The following is a 17,439-nucleotide window of genomic DNA, read 5'->3' on the forward strand; positions in this document are numbered from 1 at the left end:
CTGAAGTGTCCTTCAGGTGAGGTTCCACCGTCCCGGGTGACTGCTGGATCTTGGTGGCGACGCAACCACCGGCGGCGGCGACCGGAGGCCGCCGCCCCACGACGCCCCTCGACCGGTAGACCTTGGACAGCTCGAACGGTCGGCGGGGCCCCTGAAGGGCTCATCAATCAGATGAAGGGAAGTACGGCCATGCGACAGAAGATCACGGCGCACATCCTGGGGAACGGCAGCTGCCCGGCCGGCGGAGACCACCAGTACCAGATGTGGAGTGCCAAGATGCGCTGCGTCAAGTGCGGTGCCACGCAGGGCTGATCATGCGAGTCTGGGGAGGAGGTCCGTCCGGGCTCCTCCCCATTCGCCGAAGGGATCGACGTATGGAACCTCACGTCAGCTGGGACGAACTCCCCGAAACGGTGAGGGCGGTGGTCGAGAGGCACAGTGGAAAGGTGGTCTCTGCCGAAACGGTAGCCGAGGGGATCACCTGCCGAACAGCACTGATCCTCTCGACGACGACCACGAGGCTGTTCTTGAAAGGCGCACTCGTCGCCGACTCCGACAGCCGGCAAGCGCAGCGCATGGAAGCTGACATCAACGCCTCGGTTGGCAGGGTGAGCCCGGCGATGCTCTGGGAGGCCGTCGCCGATGAGTGGCACCTGATCGCCTTTGACTACGTGCACGGCCGACATGCCGACCTCACACCCCGGTCACGGGACGCGGCGATCGTTGCCGACACGCTCAAGCGCGCTCGTTCCTGCCACGTACCTGTCGGCGGACTCGTCCCATCGCTGGCCGAACGGTACCGCCAGGTGCTTCGCCCTGGGGACTCCGAAGCACTCAAAGGCTCATCGCTGTTGCACACCGACACCAACCCGCACAATCTCCTGATCACGTCTCAGCACGGATACCTGGTCGATTGGGCCATGCCTGCTGTCGGCCCCGCGTGGGTGGACGCCGCACAGACGGCAGTCCGGCTCATGGGGTACGGATGGGAGCCTCGGGACGCCCACGCCTGGCTAAGCGGCTTCCCCGAGTGGGAGCACGCCCCCCGGGCCGGCAAAGCCGCATTCGTCCGTGTGGTCTGCGATGACGCCACGGCCCGGTTCGGCCCGTACGCCGAGGATGAGAACGCGCGATTCCGGACACTGCTGAGCTGACCCACTCCCCGGACGGATCCGCGGCGCCTGCCCCGACTGCGCCCCGGACGTCCGCACCCGGTTTACCTGGGCCCCGAAAACCCACCCGCCCCGCCCGGCCGTACCGGGTGGGGCTTCCGGGCGCGCCTCGGTGTCACGGGACCGGCTGCTGCTGGGTGGAGCAGTGAATGCCGCCGCCGCCGGCGGCGATGGCGTTGATGCTCACCGGTACGATCTCGCGCCCGGGGTGGAGGTCGGCCAGGATGCCCGCCGCGCGGTCGTCGGACGCCTTGTCGCCGAAGCGGGGCATGATGACCGCCCCGTTGACCACGTAGTAGTTGAGGTAGGTGGCCAGGAAGTCCTTTCCGGGGTCCGGTACGCCGCTGAGGTCGGGCTCGGTGAGGTCCACGATCCGCAGCGGGCGGCCCATGGCGTCGGTGGCCCCGCGGAGCACCTCCAGTGCCTGGTCGGAGGCCTGGGACCAGATGTCCGGCGGGGTGTCCGGTCCGGGGCGGTGGATCACCACCACGCCGGGTTCGGCGAACCGGGCCAGGGCGTCGATGTGGCAGTCGGTGATGTCCTGCCCGGCCACGCCGGCGAACCAGATGACCTTCCGGACGCCGAACAGCTCCTTGAAGGCGGCCTCGATCTGGTCGCGGCTCTTCCCCGGGTTGCGGTTCTCGTTGACCCAGGAGCTCTCGGTGGCCATCAGGGTGCCCTCGCCGTCGACCTCGATCCCGCCGCCCTCGCCGGTGATCGGCGCCTGGATGCGCCGGATGCCGTAGCGGTCGAGGAGGTTGCGGGCGACCTGGCTGTCCTCGGTGTGGGCCTGCTTGTTCCCCCAGCCGTTGAAGTTGAGGTCGACGCCGGCGAGTCCGCCCGGGCCGGTGACGAAGGTCGGACCGGTGTCGCGGGCCCACAGGTCGTCCACCGGGAGGTCGATCACCTCCACGCTGTCGCCGCACTGCTCGCGGGCCCGGGCGCTCTGGTCCGGGCGGGCCATCAGCACCACCGGCTCGAAGCGGGCCACGGCCTGCGCCACGTTCGCGATGTCCTGGCGCACGGCGGGCAGTTGGTCGCCCCACACCTCTTCGAGGGCGGGCCAGGCCATGAACGTCCTGGTGTGGGGGTGCGACTCGGCCGGCATGGCGTACGAGGTGGCGGCCGGGCTCGCGGCCGCGCTCGCGCTCGTGCTCGCGCTCGCCGAGGACGGCTCGGTCCCGTCGGAGGGCGCCGCATCGGAGCTGCAGCCCTCCAGCAGCACGAGTGCGGCGGCAGCGGCCCCCGAGCGCAGCACGGCCCGGCGGGACGGGAAGGGTTCTCTCACGGCAGGTCCCCTCGTTCTTGCGGATACGCCCCAAACTGGGTGATATCAGACAGTAGAAGCGGCCGAGGGGCGCACCGGTGAGCCCGCGCGCCGCCGATCGGGCGAATCCGGGCGGGCGGACGGAGACGGGCGGGAGGAGAGGAGACGGGCGGGAGGAGAGGAGCCGGTGAAGCGGAGCCGGTGAAACCGGAACGGGTCCGGACCGCCGCCGTGGGGGCGTCGACGGTCCGGCCCCGGGTACGGGGCCCGCCGCTACAGGGCGCGGCGGGCGGCGGCGATGGACCGCGGGTCCCAGCCCGGCCTGGGCACGGAGTCCAGCAGCAGCCGGGTGTAGGGGTGCCGGGGCCGGGCCAGGACCTCGGCGGTCGGGCCGGACTCGACGACCTTCCCGTGCCGCATCACGATGACGTCGTCGGTGACCGACCGGACGACGCCGAGGTCGTGGGTGATGAACAGGTAGCCGATGCCGGTCTCCTCGCGGATGTCAGCGAGCAGGTTGAGGATCTGGGCCTGGACGGAGACGTCGAGCGCGGCCACCGCCTCGTCGAGGACCAGGACCGCCGGCTCGACCGCCAGCGCCCGGGCGATCGCGACGCGCTGGCGCTGGCCGCCGGAGAGCTGCCGGGGCAGGGCGCCGGCCTCCCGCTCGCCGAGGCCGACCTGCTCCAGGAGTTCGGCGATCCGGCCGGGGTGGTCCCCCTCGGGGAAGTGCAGCCGCAGGGTCTCCCGCAGCACGGCGCCGACGGTGGTGCGCGGGTCCAGGGACAGGTACGGGTCCTGGAAGACCATCTGGACCTCGCGGGCCCGCGCGAGCCGGTGGGCCCGGCCGCGGCGGTGCTCGGTGCGGTCCCGGCGGTGGACCAGGACCCGGCCGGAGTCCGCCCGTTCCAGCCCGACGACGATCCGGGCGGTGGTCGTCTTGCCGGAGCCGGACTCGCCGACGATGCCCAGCGAGCCGCCCTCGGCCAGGGTGAAGGAGACGTTGTCGACGGCCTGCACGCCACCGTAGGCGCGGTGCAGGCCGACCGCCTCCAGAACGGTCCTGCGCATCGGTGGCACTCCTCCCGAGCGGGCCGCGGCCCCCAGGTCCGGGCTACGCATCGGCGTTCCCCTCCCCCGTCAGGTCGCTGTGGTGGCAGGCGGTGCGGCGGGCCGGCTCGGCCCCGACCGGCAGCAGCGCGGGCACCTGCTCGGTGCACAGCTGCGTCGCGAGCGGGCAGCGCGGTGCGAAGGGGCACCCCGTCAGCTCGTCGCGCAGGCTCGGCGGTCGGCCCTCGATGGCGGCGAGCCTGCCCCGGGGCCCGTCCAGCCGCGGCGTCGAGGCGAGCAGCGCGGTCGTGTAGGGGTGGCGCGGCCGCTCGAACAGGGCCTCGGCCGGGCCGGTCTCGACGATCCGGCCGGCGTACATCACGTAGACGCGGTCGCTGATGGCGGCGGCCAGGCCGAGGTCGTGGGTGACGAAGAGCAGGCCGGTGCCGAAGCGCTCCCGCAGGTCGCCCAGGAGCGCGACCACCTCGGCCTGGGAGGTGACGTCCAGGGCGGTGGTGGGCTCGTCGGCCAGGAGCAGCGCGGGGTCGCCCATCAGGGCGGCCGCGATCATGACCCGTTGGAGCATGCCGCCGGACACCTGTCCCGGGTAGCGGTCCAGGACCGACGCGGGGAGGCCGACCGCGTCCAGCATCTCGGTGGCCCGTTCGGTCGCGGCCTCGGCGGTGAGCCGGCCGCTGAGCCGCACGCTCTCGGTGAGGAAGTCGCCGAGGCGGCGCAACGGGTTGATGGCGGCCCGCGGGTCCTGGAAGATCATCGCGGCGGTGCCGGTGCGCAGCCGGCGCACCTGCTCGGGGGTCATGGTGAGGACGTCCTCGCCGCCCACCCGCACGGAGCCCTCGGTGGCGGCTCCGGCCGGGAGCAGCCCGAGGACGCTGCGGGAGGTGAGGCTCTTCCCGGAGCCGGACTCCCCGACCAGGGCGACCGTCTCGCGCGCGTCGACGGTGAGGTCGACGCCGGCGAGCACGGGCCGCGCGGTGTTCGGCAGGCGCAGGTGGTAGGCCTGGATGTCGAGGGTGGTCATCGGTCCCTCCTGGCGACCTGGTCGGCCCGGCGTTCGCCGACGACGTTGAAGGCGACGACCGTCAGCACGATCGCGGCGCAGGGCAGGATCGCCGACAGCGGGTAGCCGTGCTGGACGGCGGACTGGCCGTCGAAGACCATCCGGCCCCAGTCGGGGGTGAGCGCGGGGACGCCGAGCCCGAGGAAGGAGAGGCCGGCCAGGTCGATCAGGGCGTAGCCGAAGTTGATGGTGGACTGCGCCAGGACGACCGGGGCGATGCCGGGGATGACGTGGCGCAGGCAGATCTGCGGGCCGGAGTGGCCCTGGACCTGGTACGCCTCGACGTAGGGGCGGGCCCGTTCGGCGAGGACGAGGGAGCGGGTGAGGCGGCTGACGTAGGGCAGGTAGGCGATGGCGAGGGCGATGACCGGGGCGAGCAGCCCTTCGCCGTAGACGGAGACGATCAGGATCGCCAGCAGCATCCCGGGGAAGGCGAAGACCAGTTCGGTGCTGCGGGAGAGCACCGAGTCCAGCCAGCCGCCCCGCCAGGCGGCGGCGGTGCCGACGGCCACGCCGGCCACGGTGGAGAAGGCGACCACGCCGAGCGGCCCGAGCAGGGAGGTCCGGGCGCCGGTGACCAGGCGGGAGAGGGTGTCCCGCCCGGAGGCGTCGACGCCGAGCAGGTGGTCGGCGGAGGGGCCGGCGAGGGCGTTGCCGAGGTCGACGGCGTTCGGGTCGTCGGGGGCGAGCCACGGTGCGAGGACGGCGGCCAGCACGACCAGGGCGACGAAGCCGAGACAGAGCAGGTACAGCGGTGCGCGGGCGGCGCGCAGCCGGCCGAGGCCGGGCCGGCGCAGCAGGGTGGCGGTCATCCGGTGGCCTTTCTCGCTCCGAGGGTGACCCGGGGGTCGACCAGCGGGTGCAGCAGGTCGACGACCAGGTTCACCGCCATGAACAGCCCGACCATGATCAGCGAGATGGCCTGCACGGTGGGGAAGTCCTTGGTGGTGGTGGACAGTTCGAGGAGCTGGCCGATGCCGCCGACGCTGAACGCCGTCTCCACCAGGACGGTGCAGACCAGCAGCGTGGAGACGATGAGCCCGCCGGTGGTCAGGACGGTGCCCAGGGCGTTGCGGAAGACGTGCCGGCGGATCACGTGGTGCTCGGTGACGCCCCGGCTGCGGGCGACGGTCACGTGCTCCTGGTCGAGGACTTCGAGCATCGCGGCGCGGGTGACCCGGGCGAGCATGCCGATCAGGTAGAGCGCGAGGGCGAGGGCGGGCAGGGTGAGGTGCCAGACCATCGGGCCGAAGCCGTCGCCGGTGCCGCCGGTGGGGAACCAGCCCAGCTTGACCGCGAACAGGCCCTGCAGCAGCACGGCGGCGACGAAGGACGGGGTGCCGACGGCGACGGTGGTGGTGACGAGGATGGTCGAGTCGGCGCCGCCGCCGCGGACGGCGCCGATCCAGCCGAGCAGCAGGCCGAGCACGAGGACGAGGACCAGGGCCATCACGACCAGCAGCAGGGTGGCCGGCAGCCGGTCGGCGAGCAGCCGGGAGACGTCGGTGCGGTAGGTGATCGAGCGGCCGAAGTCGCCGTGCAGGATCTGGCCGGCCCAGCGCAGGTACTGCAGGAGGAACGGGTCGTCCAGGTGGTACTGGGCGTTGACCGCCTGCAGGGCCTCCGGGGAGGCCGAGCGGCCCGCGAGCAGGAAGCTCGCCGGGCTGCCCGGCGCGAGGTACATCGCCCCGAAGATCACGAACGAGGCGCCGGCCAGGGTGGCGGCCATCTCGGCCAGCCGCCGGGCGGCGAATCTCAGGAAACTCACCGGGCCGCCCCCACATCGGCCGCCCACGGGTAGTACAGGTAGGAGATGGTGGTGGGCGCGCCCGTGATCCTCTTGTTGAGGAACACCGCGGTGGGCCACTCGGCGACGGGGATCCAGAGCAGCTGCTCGGAGGCGGTCTTCTGGAGCTGGGCCTCCAGGGTGAACCGCTCGGTGGGGTCGGTGGCGGCCGCGGCCTTCTGGACCAGGTCGTCGTAACCGGGGTCGCTGTAGGAGGCGAAGTTCTGGTAGGCGCCGGTCCGGAAGTTGGCCAGCAGGTCGAGCGGGTCGGTGATGGAGTCGTAGTACGTCTCCGGGAACAGGTCGATCCCCTCGCGCGCCTTCGGGTCGGTGAACAGGGCGGTGAAGGCGTTGGGGGCGATGGTCTTCAGCCGGACGTCGAGGCCGATCTTCGCGCCCGCGGCCTGGACGGCGGTCGCGAGCAGCGAGACGTCCTGGCCGATCGAGCTGGTGGCGACGGTGAGGGTCTTCCCGGTGGCGCCGGCCTCCTTGATCAGCGCCTTGGCCTGGTCGAGGTCGGGCGTGGTCGGGGTCAGCCCCTCGAACGCCTCGCTGCGCAGGTGCTCGGGGGCGGCCGCCCAGGCGGCGCGGGTGGTGAGCGAGCCGGTGACGCTGCCGGCCCCGCCGAGGCCGGTGCGGACGAAGCCCGAGCGGTCGAGGGCGAGCGAGAGCGCCTTGCGGACCCGGACGTCGCCGAGCACGCCCTGCATGTTGGTGACGTTGACGTTGACGGTGCTGAGGCCCTCGCCGAAGTAGAGCGTGCCCGTGCCGCCGGTGCGCAGCCGCTCGTAGCTCTCGGTGGGGATCAGGTAGCCGCCGTCGGCCTCGCCGCTGAGCAGGGCGTTGACGCGGGCCGAGGGGTCGGTGAGGAAGCGGAAGACGGCCTTGGCCGACTTCGCCCTGGTCCCCCAGTAGTCGTCGAAGCGCCGGAGCTCGATCGACTGGCCCTTGGTCCAGGCGCCGAGCTGGAACGGCCCGGTGCACGCGAGACTGCCGGCGGTGCCGTAGTCCTTGCCCGCCGCCTCGATCCCCGCCTTCGAGGCGACCACGCCCGCGGCGGTGGCCATGTACTGGTTGAACTGCGAGTCGGGCTGGGTGAGTTTGACGGTGACCTGGAGCGGTCCGGTCTTGGTGATGCTGCCGACGTTCTGGAACTGCTGGGCCCAGGCGGCCGCGTTGTCGGGGTTCATCTGCCGGCCGAGGCTGTACACCACGTCGTCGGCGGTCAGCACGCCGCCGTCGTGGAAGTGCACGTTCGGGCGCAGGTCGTAGACCCAGGTGGTCGGGTCGGGACTGGTGGCCTTCTCCGCCAGCCCCGGGGCCAGGGTCAGCTGCGGCGTCCACCGCATCAGGCTCTCGCACACGTTGGAGAGCACGGTGTTCTGCGGGTAGTCGAAGGCGGAGATGTAGTCCAGCGTGGGCGGTTCGGCGTAGACGGCCCAGGTGAAGGAGTCCAGGTCGCCCTGGGCGGGCGGGGTGCCGGCGGACAGCCGGTAGGCCGTCGCGCCGGCGGTTCCGCCGTCCTTCGGCGGGCCGGAGCAGGCGGTGGTGAGCGAGAAGGTGGCGAGCGTGGCGGCGGCCAGGGCCGCGGCCGCGAGGGCGGGCCGGCGGCGCGCGGATCTGCGGGTTCCGGGCCGGTCCTGGGGGTCTGGCATGAGGGTGGCTCTCTTCCGTGCGTGACGGGGGGGTCGTGACGGGGGGTCGTGACGGGGGTGGCGAGGGTGCCGGACCGCGGGCCCGCGCGCGGGTGGGGTGCGGGCCCGCGGTCCGGTCACCGGGGAGTGGAGGTCCGGCTCACCCGGCCGGGCGGGCCGCCGGCACCTGCTGGGTGATGCAGTGGACACCGCCGCCGCCGTAGGCGATGACCCGCGAGCGCACCCCCACGACCTTGCGGCCGGGCAGGGCGGCGGCGATCACGGCGAGGGCGTCCTCGTCCTGGGGCACGCCCGCGACCGGGACGACGACGCCGCCGTTGGCGATGTAGAAGTTGAGGTACCCGACCTCGGTCTCCTTGCCGTCGACGTCGACGAAGGCGCTCTGCGGCAGGTCGACGATCTCCAGCGTGCGGCCCCGGGCGTCGACGGCGGCCTCCAGGACGGCCCGGTTCTCGCGCATCCGGTGGTAGTCGGGGTGGCCGGGGTCGCTCGGGAGCTGGACGACCACCTTGCCGGGGGCCACGAACGCGCAGACGCCGTCGACGTGGCCGTCGGTCTCGGTGTCCAGCAGACCGCCGTGGGGCAGCCAGATGACCGTGCTGACACCGAGCTTGGCCACCAGCTCGGCCTCGATCTCCGCCTTGCTCAGGCCCGGGTTGCGGTTGGGGTGGAGCAGGCACTGCTCGGTGGTGATCAGGGTGCCCTCGCCGTCGACGGTGACGGCCCCGCCCTCCAGGATCATCCGGGAGTCGATCCGCTCGACGCCCAGCCGCTCCAGCAGCAGGGCGGCGATCCGGTCATCGGTGTCGAACGGGTGGTGCTTCTGCCCCCAGGCGTTGAAGCGGAAGTCCACGCCGGCGCGCTCGCCCTCGGGGCCCAGCACGAAGATCGGCCCCGAGTCGCGGAACCAGGAGTCGTCGATGGGCAGTTCCACCACCTCGACGCCCTCCCCGCACAGGGCCCGCGCCTCCTCGCCCTGCCCGGGACAGGCGACCATCGTCACCGGCTCGAACTCGGAGATCGCCCGGGCGACCTCGGCGTACTCCCGCCTGGCCTCGTCCAGGGTCTCGCCCCAGAGCTCGGCCCTGGTGGGCCAGGCCATCAGGCAGCCCTCGTGCTCGGTCCACTCGGCGGGCATGCGGAAACTCACGATGGAACTCTTCTCTGCTCGAACGTTCGGTCAGTGGAGTGGAGGCCCCCGCCCGGGGCACGGGTGGCGCCCCGGGCGGGAGCGGGCCCGGGTGCCTCAGCGGGTGTCGGGCACGGCCGGCTGGGACTGCGTGGAGCAGTGGATGCCGCCACCGCCGCTCGCGATGGCGTCGATGTCGACCTGGACGATCCTGCGGTCGGGGTACCGGGCCTGGAGGATCGCGTAGGCGACGCCGTCGGCGTAGCCGTCGCCGAACTGCGGGGCGATCACCGCACCGTTGACGGTGTAGTAGTTGGTGTAGCTGGACAGGAAGTCCTTGCCGCGGCCGCGGATCAGGGTGCGGTCCGGCCCGGGGAGTTCGGTGACCTGAAGACGCCGGCCCCGGGCGTCGGTGGCGCTGCGCAGCACCCGCTTGGCCTCCTCGTAGACGGCCACCCATCGGGGGTCGGTGCCCGGGCCGGGCTGGTCCAGGAGGACCTGGCCGGGGGCGGTGAAGCGGGCCAGGCAGTCGATGTGGCAGTCGGTGATGTCCTGCCCGGCCAGGCCCGGGACCCAGACGACCTTGTCGATCCCCAGCGTCGACTTCAGCGCCCGCTCGACCTGCGCCCGGTCCATGCCCGGGTTGCGGTTGGGGTTGACCAGCGAGCTGACGGTGGCCAGCAGGGTGCCCTCGCCGTCGGTCTCCAGCGAGCCGCCCTCGCCGACGAACGGGGCCCGGATCCGGTCGATGCCGTACTCGGCGAGGAGCGTCGCGGCGGCCGCGGCGTCCTGGGCGAACGGCTGGTAGTAGGCCGTGCCGGCCTTGCCCCAGCCGTTGAAGTTGGTGTCGACGCCGGCGATCGCCCCGGGGGCGACGACGAAGGTCGGCCCGAAGTCGCGGATCCAGAGGTCGTCGTTGGCGATCTCCAGGATCTCGATCGGGTGGTAGGCGCCGTAGCCGCACTGGTACCGCGCCTCGGCGGCCTGTCCTGGGCGGGCCAGCACCGCCACCGGCTCGAAGCGGGAGATCTCGTGGGCGAGGTCGGCGATGTTCCGGCGGACGGCGGACAGCTGGTTCTGCCAGACCGAGAACAGCGCGGGCCAGGCCATGAAGGTCCGGGTGTGCCGGTCGGTCTCCGCCGGCATCCGCAGCACCGGTCCGGCCGGGGCCGCGGTGGCGGCGCGGGCGCTCGCCGGGAGCGCCGTGCCGAGGGCCGCCAGGGGGAGCGCCGCCGCGCCGAACCTGAGCAGGCTGCGCCGGGTGGGGGTGGGGGTGTTCATGGGGCTCCCTGGAGGGATCGGGAGGGTGAGGGGTGACCACATCCTGGACTGAACTGAAAGTTCAGTCAACATCTCGGAGCAAAGCTTCTGCGCCCGGCCCGCGGTGGGCCCGAAAAGCCCGCTCCGTGCGCGGACGCACCGAATCGGTATCCCGGCCGACGCCCCGGGCGGGGCCGGGAAACGCCCTGCGAGGCCGCATCCTGAAGAAATGATCAGGATGCGGGTCCGGAAACGGGTTCGTACGAGTAGAGTGGGCACCCGTGTCAGACCGTCGAACAGAGATCGTCAGAGCCGCCACCCGCGTGATCGCGCGGCGCGGCGTACGCGGGCTGCGGGTGGGGGAACTGGCGGCCGAGGCCGGCGTCTCGACCGCGCTGATCTACTACCACTTCACCGACCGCGCCGGGATCCTCCGCGAGACCCTGGAGTTCATCGGCGAGCGGGCCGACCGCTACACCGCGGAGCCCGACCACGAGAACGCCGCGAAGGACCCTCGGGCGGAGCTGGAGCAGGCCCTGCTGCTGGAACTCCAGAACTCCGCCGAGGTGCGCGAGAACAGCACCGCCTGGGGCGAGTTGAGGGCGAGCGCGGTGTTCGAGTCCGGCCTGCGCGAGGATCTCGCCAGGGCCACCCACACCTGGGTGCACGAGATCGCCGAACTGCTCGGCCGCGCCCACCCCGCCGGCACCGCACCGGCCCACGCCGCGTCCGCCGAGCGCCTCACGGCCCTGCTGGAGGGGCTCAGCATCCGCTGGCTGAGCGGATCGCTGCCGCTCGACCACGCCCGCAGGCTGCTCGGCGAGGCCGTCGACGCGGAGATGGCCGACTGCCGCGCGGCGCACCGCTGAGCTTGACCGCCCGGTCAGTGGCCGCGGCGGGGCGCGGCGGCTCCGGCCGCGCCCTCCCCGCCGCACCGGCACGCCGAAGCCCCGAGCCCGCCGACTCGGGGCTTCGGGGCTCGGGGCTCGGGGCTCGGGGCTCGGGGCCGGAGCTCACCGCCCCGGCGGCGGGCGCGGAGCGCGGCGGTGAGCCGTCCGGTGCGACCGGGCCGGTCGGCTGTCAGCCGGCCTCCGGCTTGCCGGGCTGGTCGTGGGTGGAGCAGTGGATCCCACCGCCGCCGGAGGCGATGTTGTCGATCTTCACCGGCACGATCTCGCGGCCGGGGAAGTGGTCGCGCAGGATCTGCTGGGCCCGGTCGTCGGCCTTGGCGTCGCCGAAGCGCGGCAGGAACAGCGACGCGTTGGCGACGTAGAAGTTGATGTACGAGGAGACGAACGCGTCGCCCCGCCCGGTGATCCGGTCCGGGTCGGGCTGCGGCAGGTCGATCACCCGCAGCGGCTTGCCGTGGGCGTCGGTGGCGCCCTTGAGCACCTCGCGCGCCTGGGCGGCGGAGCGGGACCAGACGTCGGCGGGCGCACCGGGGAACGGCTGGTCCAGCAGGACGACCCCCGGGGCCGCGAACCGCACCAGGCAGTCCACGTGCGCGTCGGTGATGTCCTGGTCGCGCACGCCGGCGAACCAGATCACCTTCGTCACGCCGAGGGCCTTCTTGAGCTCGGCCTCGATCTCGTCCCGGCTCTTGCCCGGGTTGCGACGCTGGTTGACCACCGAGCTCTCGGTGACCAGCAGCGTGCCCTGTCCGTCGGTCTCGAAGGAGCCGCCCTCCGCGACCACCGGCGTGCGGACCCGTTCCATCCCGTACTTGCCGAGGACGGCGGCGGCCAGTGCCGTGTCGTTCCCGTGCTCCTTCTGCTTGTTGCCCCAGCCGCTGAAGTTGAAGTCGACGCCCTTCACCGTGCCGCCGTCCTCGACGAACACCGGCACGGTGTCCCGGGCCCACAGGTCGTCGACGGGCAGCGGGACGACCTCGACGTCCTTGCCGCAGGCGTTCTGCGCCGCGTCGACCTGCGCGGGGCGGGCGAACATCACCACCGGCTCGTAGCCGCCGACGGCGCGGGCCAGTCGCGCGATGTCCGCACGGACGTCGGGGAGTTGGTCGGCCCAGATACCGGTGGACGCCGGCCAGGACATGAAGGTGCGGGCGTGGCCCTCCCACTCCGCGCCGAAGCGGCGCCCGGGCGTCGCCGCCGGCCCGCCCGCGGCGGGCGGGGCGGAGGTGTCCGGGGCCGGCGGCTCGGCGGAGCCCGACGGATCCGGCCGGTCCGCGTCGTCCGACGGGGCGCAGGCCGCGGCGCCGAGGGCCAGCAGGCCGGCGCCGGCCGCGGCGCGCAGCATCGTCCGGCGGGACGGGGCAATTCGGGAAAGGGCGGACGACGGGGGCGGGTTGGACACGGGACGCTCCGACTGGATGAGGGTGGTGGACCGCGCGGACGGGGTCGACGCGCGGGCGGGAGTTCGAAGGCAGGATCTAGGGCCTGTCTTCGAACTCCCGTCGTCCGCCCGGAGGGCGGGCGGTGCGGCGTTGGGGTGCGTGCATCGCAAGGCGGAGGATGGAGCCACTGCGTAGCATTGGCGACTGACGACAACGCGGCGAGGTGCGTGCCCCGGCGTCGCACCGCAGGCGGGAGTTCGAAGACAGGCCCTAGGGCAGCGGTTCCTGCATGGTGGAGCAGTGGATGCCACCGCCCCCGGCCATCAGGCGGTCGACGTCGAGCTGGACGACCTCGCGCCCGGGAAAGGCCTCCGCGAGCGTGCGCCGGGCGGCCTCGTCCTTGGCCGTGTCGCCGAACTGCGCGGCGATCACACCGCCGTTGACGACGTGGAAGTTGAGGTAGGAGTCGACGAACTTCGCGTCGCGCGAGCGGACGGTGTCGGGGCCGTCCACCCGGATCACCCGCAGCCGGCGGCCCCTGGCGTCGGTGGCCCGGGAGAGGATGTCGAACTGCTCGCGGGCGTCCCGGGCCCAGACGTCGTCGCGGTCCGCCGGGGGCAGCTGCACCATGACGACGCCGGGCCGGACGAACCGGGAGGTGACGTCGATGTGGTCGTCGGTGATGTCCTTGCCCTTGATCCCGGGGACCCAGATCATCCGGTCCGCGCCGTACACCTCCAGGACGGCGTCCTCGATCTCGTCCCGGCTCAGGCCGCGGTTGCGGTTCTTGTTGACCAGGCTGCTCTCGGTCGCCATCACGGTGCCGTCGCCGTCCGTCTCGACCGACCCGCCCTCGCCGACGAACTCCGCGCGGGAGAAGGGAAGTCGGAGCATGCCGGCGATGCCGCGCGCGACCTCGGCGTCGTCCCGGTGGGTCTGCTTGTGGCCCCAGCCGTTGAAGTTGAGGCCGACGGCGTCGAGCCGCCCGTAGCCGTCGCGCCGGAACACCGGGGCGGTGTCCCGCATCCAGAGGTCGTCGGTGGGCACGGCGTCGGTCACGGTGACGGCGGGGCCGCACAGGGACCGGGCCTCCCGGACGCTGTAGTCGTCCGGGGCGCACATCAGCACCGGCTCGAAGCGGGCGATCGTCCGCGCGATCAGCGCGATGTCCTGCTGGACGCCGCCCAGCTGCCGGCCCCAGACGGACTTGCGGGAGGGCCAGGACATCCAGGTCCGGGCGTGCGGCACGTCGTCGCGGTCCACCCACCACTGCGGGAGTCCCGCCTCGGCGTCCTCGGCCGGCCCGGCGTCCGGGACCGGCCCGCGCGGGGGCTGGGCTCCGAAAAGTCGGCCGAACAGGGAACGACCGTCACCCTGGTTGTCGCTCATACGGATCTCCGGAATCAAGTATTGCCCACCGGGCGACCGGTGGCCTTGCGGCGGACGCCCCGAACCGTCACGACCGGGTGCCCTGGCCCCACTGTCGCATTGACTGAAATTTCAGTCAAGAATCGGGAGACAGGTGGGCGCAGGTGGGGCAGACGGCGCGGGCCGGGACGCGAAAGGGCCCCGGGCCGTGACCCGGGGCCGACCCGCACCGCGATGCACTAGCGGCGCAGCCGCTCCAGCTCGATGTCGATCGCGCCGGTCAGCAGCTCGCGCGCGTGCTCCGCCGGCAGGCTGCCGCTGAGCCACCGGACGCTCAGCCCCTCCAGGAGCGCGGTCAGCCGCTCGGCGGAGCTCGCCAGCGCGGCGGCCCCGTTCATCGGCCGCACCGTGCCGAGCAGTTCGGCGACCTCCTGCACCCAGACGAGCGTCGCCCGGGCCAGGTCCTCCCGCAGGTCCGGGTCGAACACCGCGCTCGCCCGCAGCTCCCCCCAGGCCGTGCTGTTCTCCCGCACCTCGGGGGTGTCCTGGAGTTCCAGCAGCAGCGTCTGCTCCAGCTCGCCCCGGGCGTCCAGCGGTGGCGCATCCGCCGCGCGCTCCGTGGTGTAGCGCCCGGCCCGGTCGTTGATGAACTCCAACGTCGCCCGGAGGATCCCCGCGCGGTCCTTGAAGTGGTAGTAGATCAGCGCGGTGGACACGCCGGCCTCGGTCGCCAGCTCCTCCACCCGCAGCCCGCGGACACCGCGCCGGGCGATGACCCGCGCGGCCGCTTCCATGATCAAGGTTCGACGGTCAGCCACGAGGGATCATCCTACCGGGATGTCCGCCCCGTCGACCCCACCCGACCCGGTCCTGACTGAAACTACAGTCGGGGTTATGATCCGGTGCGATTCCGGACGCCGGCGCACCCGAGAGCCTTCCGTGGGACCTCCCACCGGGCTCGCGCCGCCACCCTCACTCGATCCGCTGGGAGCCAGCCATGACCGCAGAGCCCTTCGGCGCCCAGTCGCCCACGGCGTTCCAGGCGCTGTCCCCGGACGACCCCCGCGAGGTCGGCGGCTACCGCCTCTGCGCGCGGCTGGGCGCGGGCGGCATGGGCCGCGTCTACCTCGCCTACACCCCGGGCGGGCGACCGGTCGCGCTCAAGGTCGTCCGGCCCGAGCTCGCCGAGGATCCCGAGTTCCGGCACCGCTTCGCCCAGGAGGTGGCCAGCGCCCGGCGCATCCACGGCCTGTACACCGCCCAGGTGGTCGATGCCGGTACCGACGCCGCCGCCCCCTGGCTGGCCACCACCTTCGTGCCCGGCCCCTCCCTCCAGCAGGTCGTCCACCAGCACGGCCCGCTGCCCGAGCGGACCGTCCTGCTGCTCCTGGCCGGCATCGCCGAGGCCCTCCAGGTGATCCACGCCGCGGGTGTCGTCCACCGCGACCTCAAGCCCGGCAACGTCCTGATCGCCGCCGACGGCCCCCGGGTCATCGACTTCGGCATCGCCCGCGCCGCCGACGCCAGCCCGCTCACCGGCACCGGCCTGCGCATCGGCTCACCGGGCTTCATGGCCCCCGAGCAGATCCTCGGGCTGCCCGCCACCCCGGCCACCGACGTCTTCGCCCTGGGCGCCCTGATCGCCTACGTCGGCTCCGGCACCCCGCCCTTCGGCGACGGCCCCGAGCCGGCCTCGCTCTACCGGGCGGTGCACGAGGAGCCCGACCTCTCCCGGCTGCCGTCCGGACTGCACGACGTCGTCCGGCTCTGCCTCGCCAAGGAGCCGGCACACCGGCCGAGCACCGCCCGGTTGATCGAGACCGCCCGCAACCACCCCGCCACCGGCGACGAGCTCCGCCTCGCCGACGACTGGCTGCCCCGGCGGGTCAGAGCCGAGCTCCGCCGCCACACCGAGCTGCCGACCACGCCTCCCCCGCCCGCCACCGCCCTCGACCCGGCCCTCGACCCGGCCCGCGCCGCCGCCGACGCCCCGACCGCCCTGGTCCGCCCCGCCCCGGAGCCCACCCGGCTGCAGCCCGCCCCCCGCGGGCGCAGGGCCGCGACCACCGCACGCCGCGGCGCCCGCACCGCGCTCCTGACCACCGCCGCCCTGGTCGTCGGCGCCGCCGGCGCGTTTCTGCTGCTCGACCCCGAGGCCTTCGACGACCTCGACGACCAGAACGTCGCCGCCACTGGCAGCGTGGCCCCGACCTCTCCTGCGCCTTCGACCCCCTCCACCCCCTCCGCTTCGCCGGAGCCGACCACGATCCCCGGGTTCACCGCCGTCTACACCGACCTCGCCCTCACCTCCCCGGACCACTCCTACGAGTTCGACCTCAAGACCGGGAAGGTCGCCGCCCAGGACACCTCCACCTGGTACCTGGGCCGCCACGCCGGCGAGTTCTACATCCCGGAGGACAGCGACGCCTACGTCGCCCCGGCCGACCGGCTCACCCTCCCCGACTGCGTCAAGGGCATCGAGACCCAGCCGGCCGCCACCCTGCCGTTCACCCTGCTGCGCACCGACCGCAGCTTCTGCGTCCGCGCCCAGGGCGGCCGGGACATCGCCCTCGTCCGCGTACTCGCCACCGCCCCGGACGACGGCGCGGTCAAGGTCTCCATCACCTACTACCGCCGCTCCGCCTGACCTCCGGGGGGCCGTCCCGCCGCACCGGCCGGGCCCCGGGCGGCGGGCCCTGACGGTGGCCCCGGGCGGCGGGCCCCGGACCGCGGGCCCGGGCGGTGGCAGGTGTCAATGCCGTGTCAGGAGTCCGGGCGTGCGGATCAAGGAAGCGTCAGGGCCGGGCCGAGGCGCCTCCGCGCCGGGAACAGTGTCAGGTGCGGGCACCGGTCCGAGCCGTCCAGGCCGGTCCGGCGCGCCCGAGGATCTCGCCCCTACGGAGGACCACCATGGACCGGCGCCACAGCTCGGACGACTCCGAGCCCTCTGAACGCGTCCCGGCCGGACGACTGCTCGTCCCCGTCCGGCCGGGCCCGCTGGGACACACCGCCCGCTTCTTCCGCACCCCGCTCGGCGGGCGGACGGCCGTCGCCTTCACCACCGAGCAGCGCCTGGCGGCCGCGTTCGGCCCCGCGCAGCCCTGGATCGCCCTCGCCGAGCCCGCGCTGCGCGCCCTCGCCGAGCCGCTGGGCGTCACGGCGCTCACCGTCGACCCCCAGCTGGTCGCACCGGCCGCGCGCCCGCTCGCCCCGGCCGCCGTCTCCCCGGCGGCCGCGCCGTGCGAGTGGTTCCCGCCGGCCCCCGGCACCCGACCGGCGGCGGCCGCCCCGCGCCGGGACCGGGCCCGCACCCGCTGAGCCCACGGCACTCCCCCGCTGAGCCGACGGCACTCCCCGGGACCACCGCCGCACCGGGCC

General features: G+C 73.5%; 16 protein-coding genes. 5 read left to right on the forward strand and 11 right to left on the reverse strand.

All coding sequences use genetic code 11. The annotated features are described in order from the left end of the window. Positions 1–189: 189 nt before the first annotated feature. Together ACWDRR_RS36500 and ACWDRR_RS36505 are read left to right on the forward strand one after the other, a co-directional pair. Positions 190–312 carry a hypothetical protein gene (locus tag ACWDRR_RS36500; protein ID WP_286185328.1) on the forward strand — a complete coding sequence of 41 codons (123 nt, stop codon included), beginning with the start codon at positions 190–192 and terminating at the stop codon, positions 310–312. A 62-nt stretch (positions 313–374) separates the two neighbouring features. Beyond that, the gene (locus ACWDRR_RS36505) at positions 375–1,154 is read left to right on the forward strand and encodes a phosphotransferase family protein (RefSeq protein ID WP_449776572.1); all 780 of its coding nucleotides are present in this window, start codon (positions 375–377) and stop codon (positions 1,152–1,154) included. Between the two features lie 133 nt (positions 1,155–1,287). On the opposite strand, the gene ACWDRR_RS36510 is transcribed toward ACWDRR_RS36505, so the two are convergent. The 8 genes from ACWDRR_RS36510 to ACWDRR_RS36545 form a co-directional block, all read right to left on the reverse strand. Then, on the reverse strand, positions 1,288–2,460 hold the full coding sequence (locus ACWDRR_RS36510) for an agmatine deiminase family protein (protein WP_449776573.1): 1,173 nt from the start codon (positions 2,458–2,460) through the stop codon (positions 1,288–1,290). A gap of 252 nt (positions 2,461–2,712) precedes the next feature. Then, complete coding sequence (locus tag ACWDRR_RS36515; protein WP_449776574.1) at positions 2,713–3,510, reverse strand: ABC transporter ATP-binding protein; 798 nt, start codon at positions 3,508–3,510, stop codon at positions 2,713–2,715. Positions 3,511–3,553: 43 nt separating this feature from the next. Then, a complete protein-coding gene (locus tag ACWDRR_RS36520; protein ID WP_449776575.1) occupies positions 3,554–4,531 on the reverse strand; it encodes an ABC transporter ATP-binding protein in 978 nt (325 codons plus the stop codon). Continuing rightward, positions 4,528–5,382 (reverse strand): ABC transporter permease, encoded by an 855-nt coding sequence (locus tag ACWDRR_RS36525; RefSeq protein WP_449776576.1) that lies wholly within the window; start codon positions 5,380–5,382, stop codon positions 4,528–4,530. Before ACWDRR_RS36525 ends, ACWDRR_RS36520 begins: the two co-directional genes overlap by 4 nt. Next, a complete protein-coding gene (locus ACWDRR_RS36530) occupies positions 5,379–6,338 on the reverse strand; it encodes an ABC transporter permease (protein WP_449776577.1) in 960 nt (319 codons plus the stop codon). The genes ACWDRR_RS36525 and ACWDRR_RS36530 overlap by 4 nt, the downstream gene beginning before the upstream one ends. Next, positions 6,335–8,011, reverse strand: a complete 1,677-nt coding sequence (locus tag ACWDRR_RS36535) for an ABC transporter substrate-binding protein (RefSeq protein WP_449776578.1) — start codon at positions 8,009–8,011, stop codon at positions 6,335–6,337. Before ACWDRR_RS36535 ends, ACWDRR_RS36530 begins: the two co-directional genes overlap by 4 nt. A 139-nt stretch (positions 8,012–8,150) precedes the next feature. Then, positions 8,151–9,161, reverse strand: coding sequence for an agmatine deiminase family protein (locus tag ACWDRR_RS36540; protein ID WP_449776579.1), 1,011 nt, complete (start codon positions 9,159–9,161; stop codon positions 8,151–8,153). Positions 9,162–9,257: 96 nt separating this feature from the next. Further along, positions 9,258–10,421: an agmatine deiminase family protein gene (locus ACWDRR_RS36545; protein WP_449776580.1), complete on the reverse strand. Its 1,164-nt coding sequence runs from the start codon at positions 10,419–10,421 to the stop codon at positions 9,258–9,260. 260 nt (positions 10,422–10,681) lie between these two features. Here ACWDRR_RS36545 and ACWDRR_RS36550 point away from each other — a divergent pair, with 260 nt between their 5' ends. After that, positions 10,682–11,269 (forward strand): TetR/AcrR family transcriptional regulator, encoded by a 588-nt coding sequence (locus tag ACWDRR_RS36550; RefSeq protein ID WP_449776581.1) that lies wholly within the window; start codon positions 10,682–10,684, stop codon positions 11,267–11,269. A 211-nt stretch (positions 11,270–11,480) separates the two neighbouring features. Here ACWDRR_RS36550 and ACWDRR_RS36555 read toward each other — a convergent pair whose 3' ends face one another. The 3 genes from ACWDRR_RS36555 to ACWDRR_RS36565 form a co-directional block, all read right to left on the reverse strand. After that, positions 11,481–12,656 carry an agmatine deiminase family protein gene (locus ACWDRR_RS36555; protein ID WP_449776601.1) on the reverse strand — a complete coding sequence of 392 codons (1,176 nt, stop codon included), beginning with the start codon at positions 12,654–12,656 and terminating at the stop codon, positions 11,481–11,483. 307 nt (positions 12,657–12,963) lie between these two features. Continuing rightward, entirely contained in the window at positions 12,964–14,082 is a 1,119-nt protein-coding gene (locus ACWDRR_RS36560; protein ID WP_449776582.1) for an agmatine deiminase family protein, read from the reverse strand. A gap of 218 nt (positions 14,083–14,300) precedes the next feature. Beyond that, on the reverse strand, positions 14,301–14,855 hold the full coding sequence (locus ACWDRR_RS36565) for a TetR/AcrR family transcriptional regulator (protein WP_449776602.1): 555 nt from the start codon (positions 14,853–14,855) through the stop codon (positions 14,301–14,303). A gap of 203 nt (positions 14,856–15,058) precedes the next feature. Between ACWDRR_RS36565 and ACWDRR_RS36570 the strand changes: the two genes are divergently transcribed. Both ACWDRR_RS36570 and ACWDRR_RS36575 read left to right on the forward strand, forming a co-directional pair. Beyond that, positions 15,059–16,708, forward strand: a complete 1,650-nt coding sequence (locus tag ACWDRR_RS36570; RefSeq protein WP_449776583.1) for a serine/threonine-protein kinase — start codon at positions 15,059–15,061, stop codon at positions 16,706–16,708. 263 nt (positions 16,709–16,971) lie between these two features. Further along, a complete protein-coding gene (locus tag ACWDRR_RS36575; RefSeq protein ID WP_449776584.1) occupies positions 16,972–17,379 on the forward strand; it encodes an SAV_915 family protein in 408 nt (135 codons plus the stop codon). Positions 17,380–17,439: the final 60 nt, after the last annotated feature.

The sequence above is a fragment of the Kitasatospora sp. NPDC003701 genome (assembly GCF_053587085.1).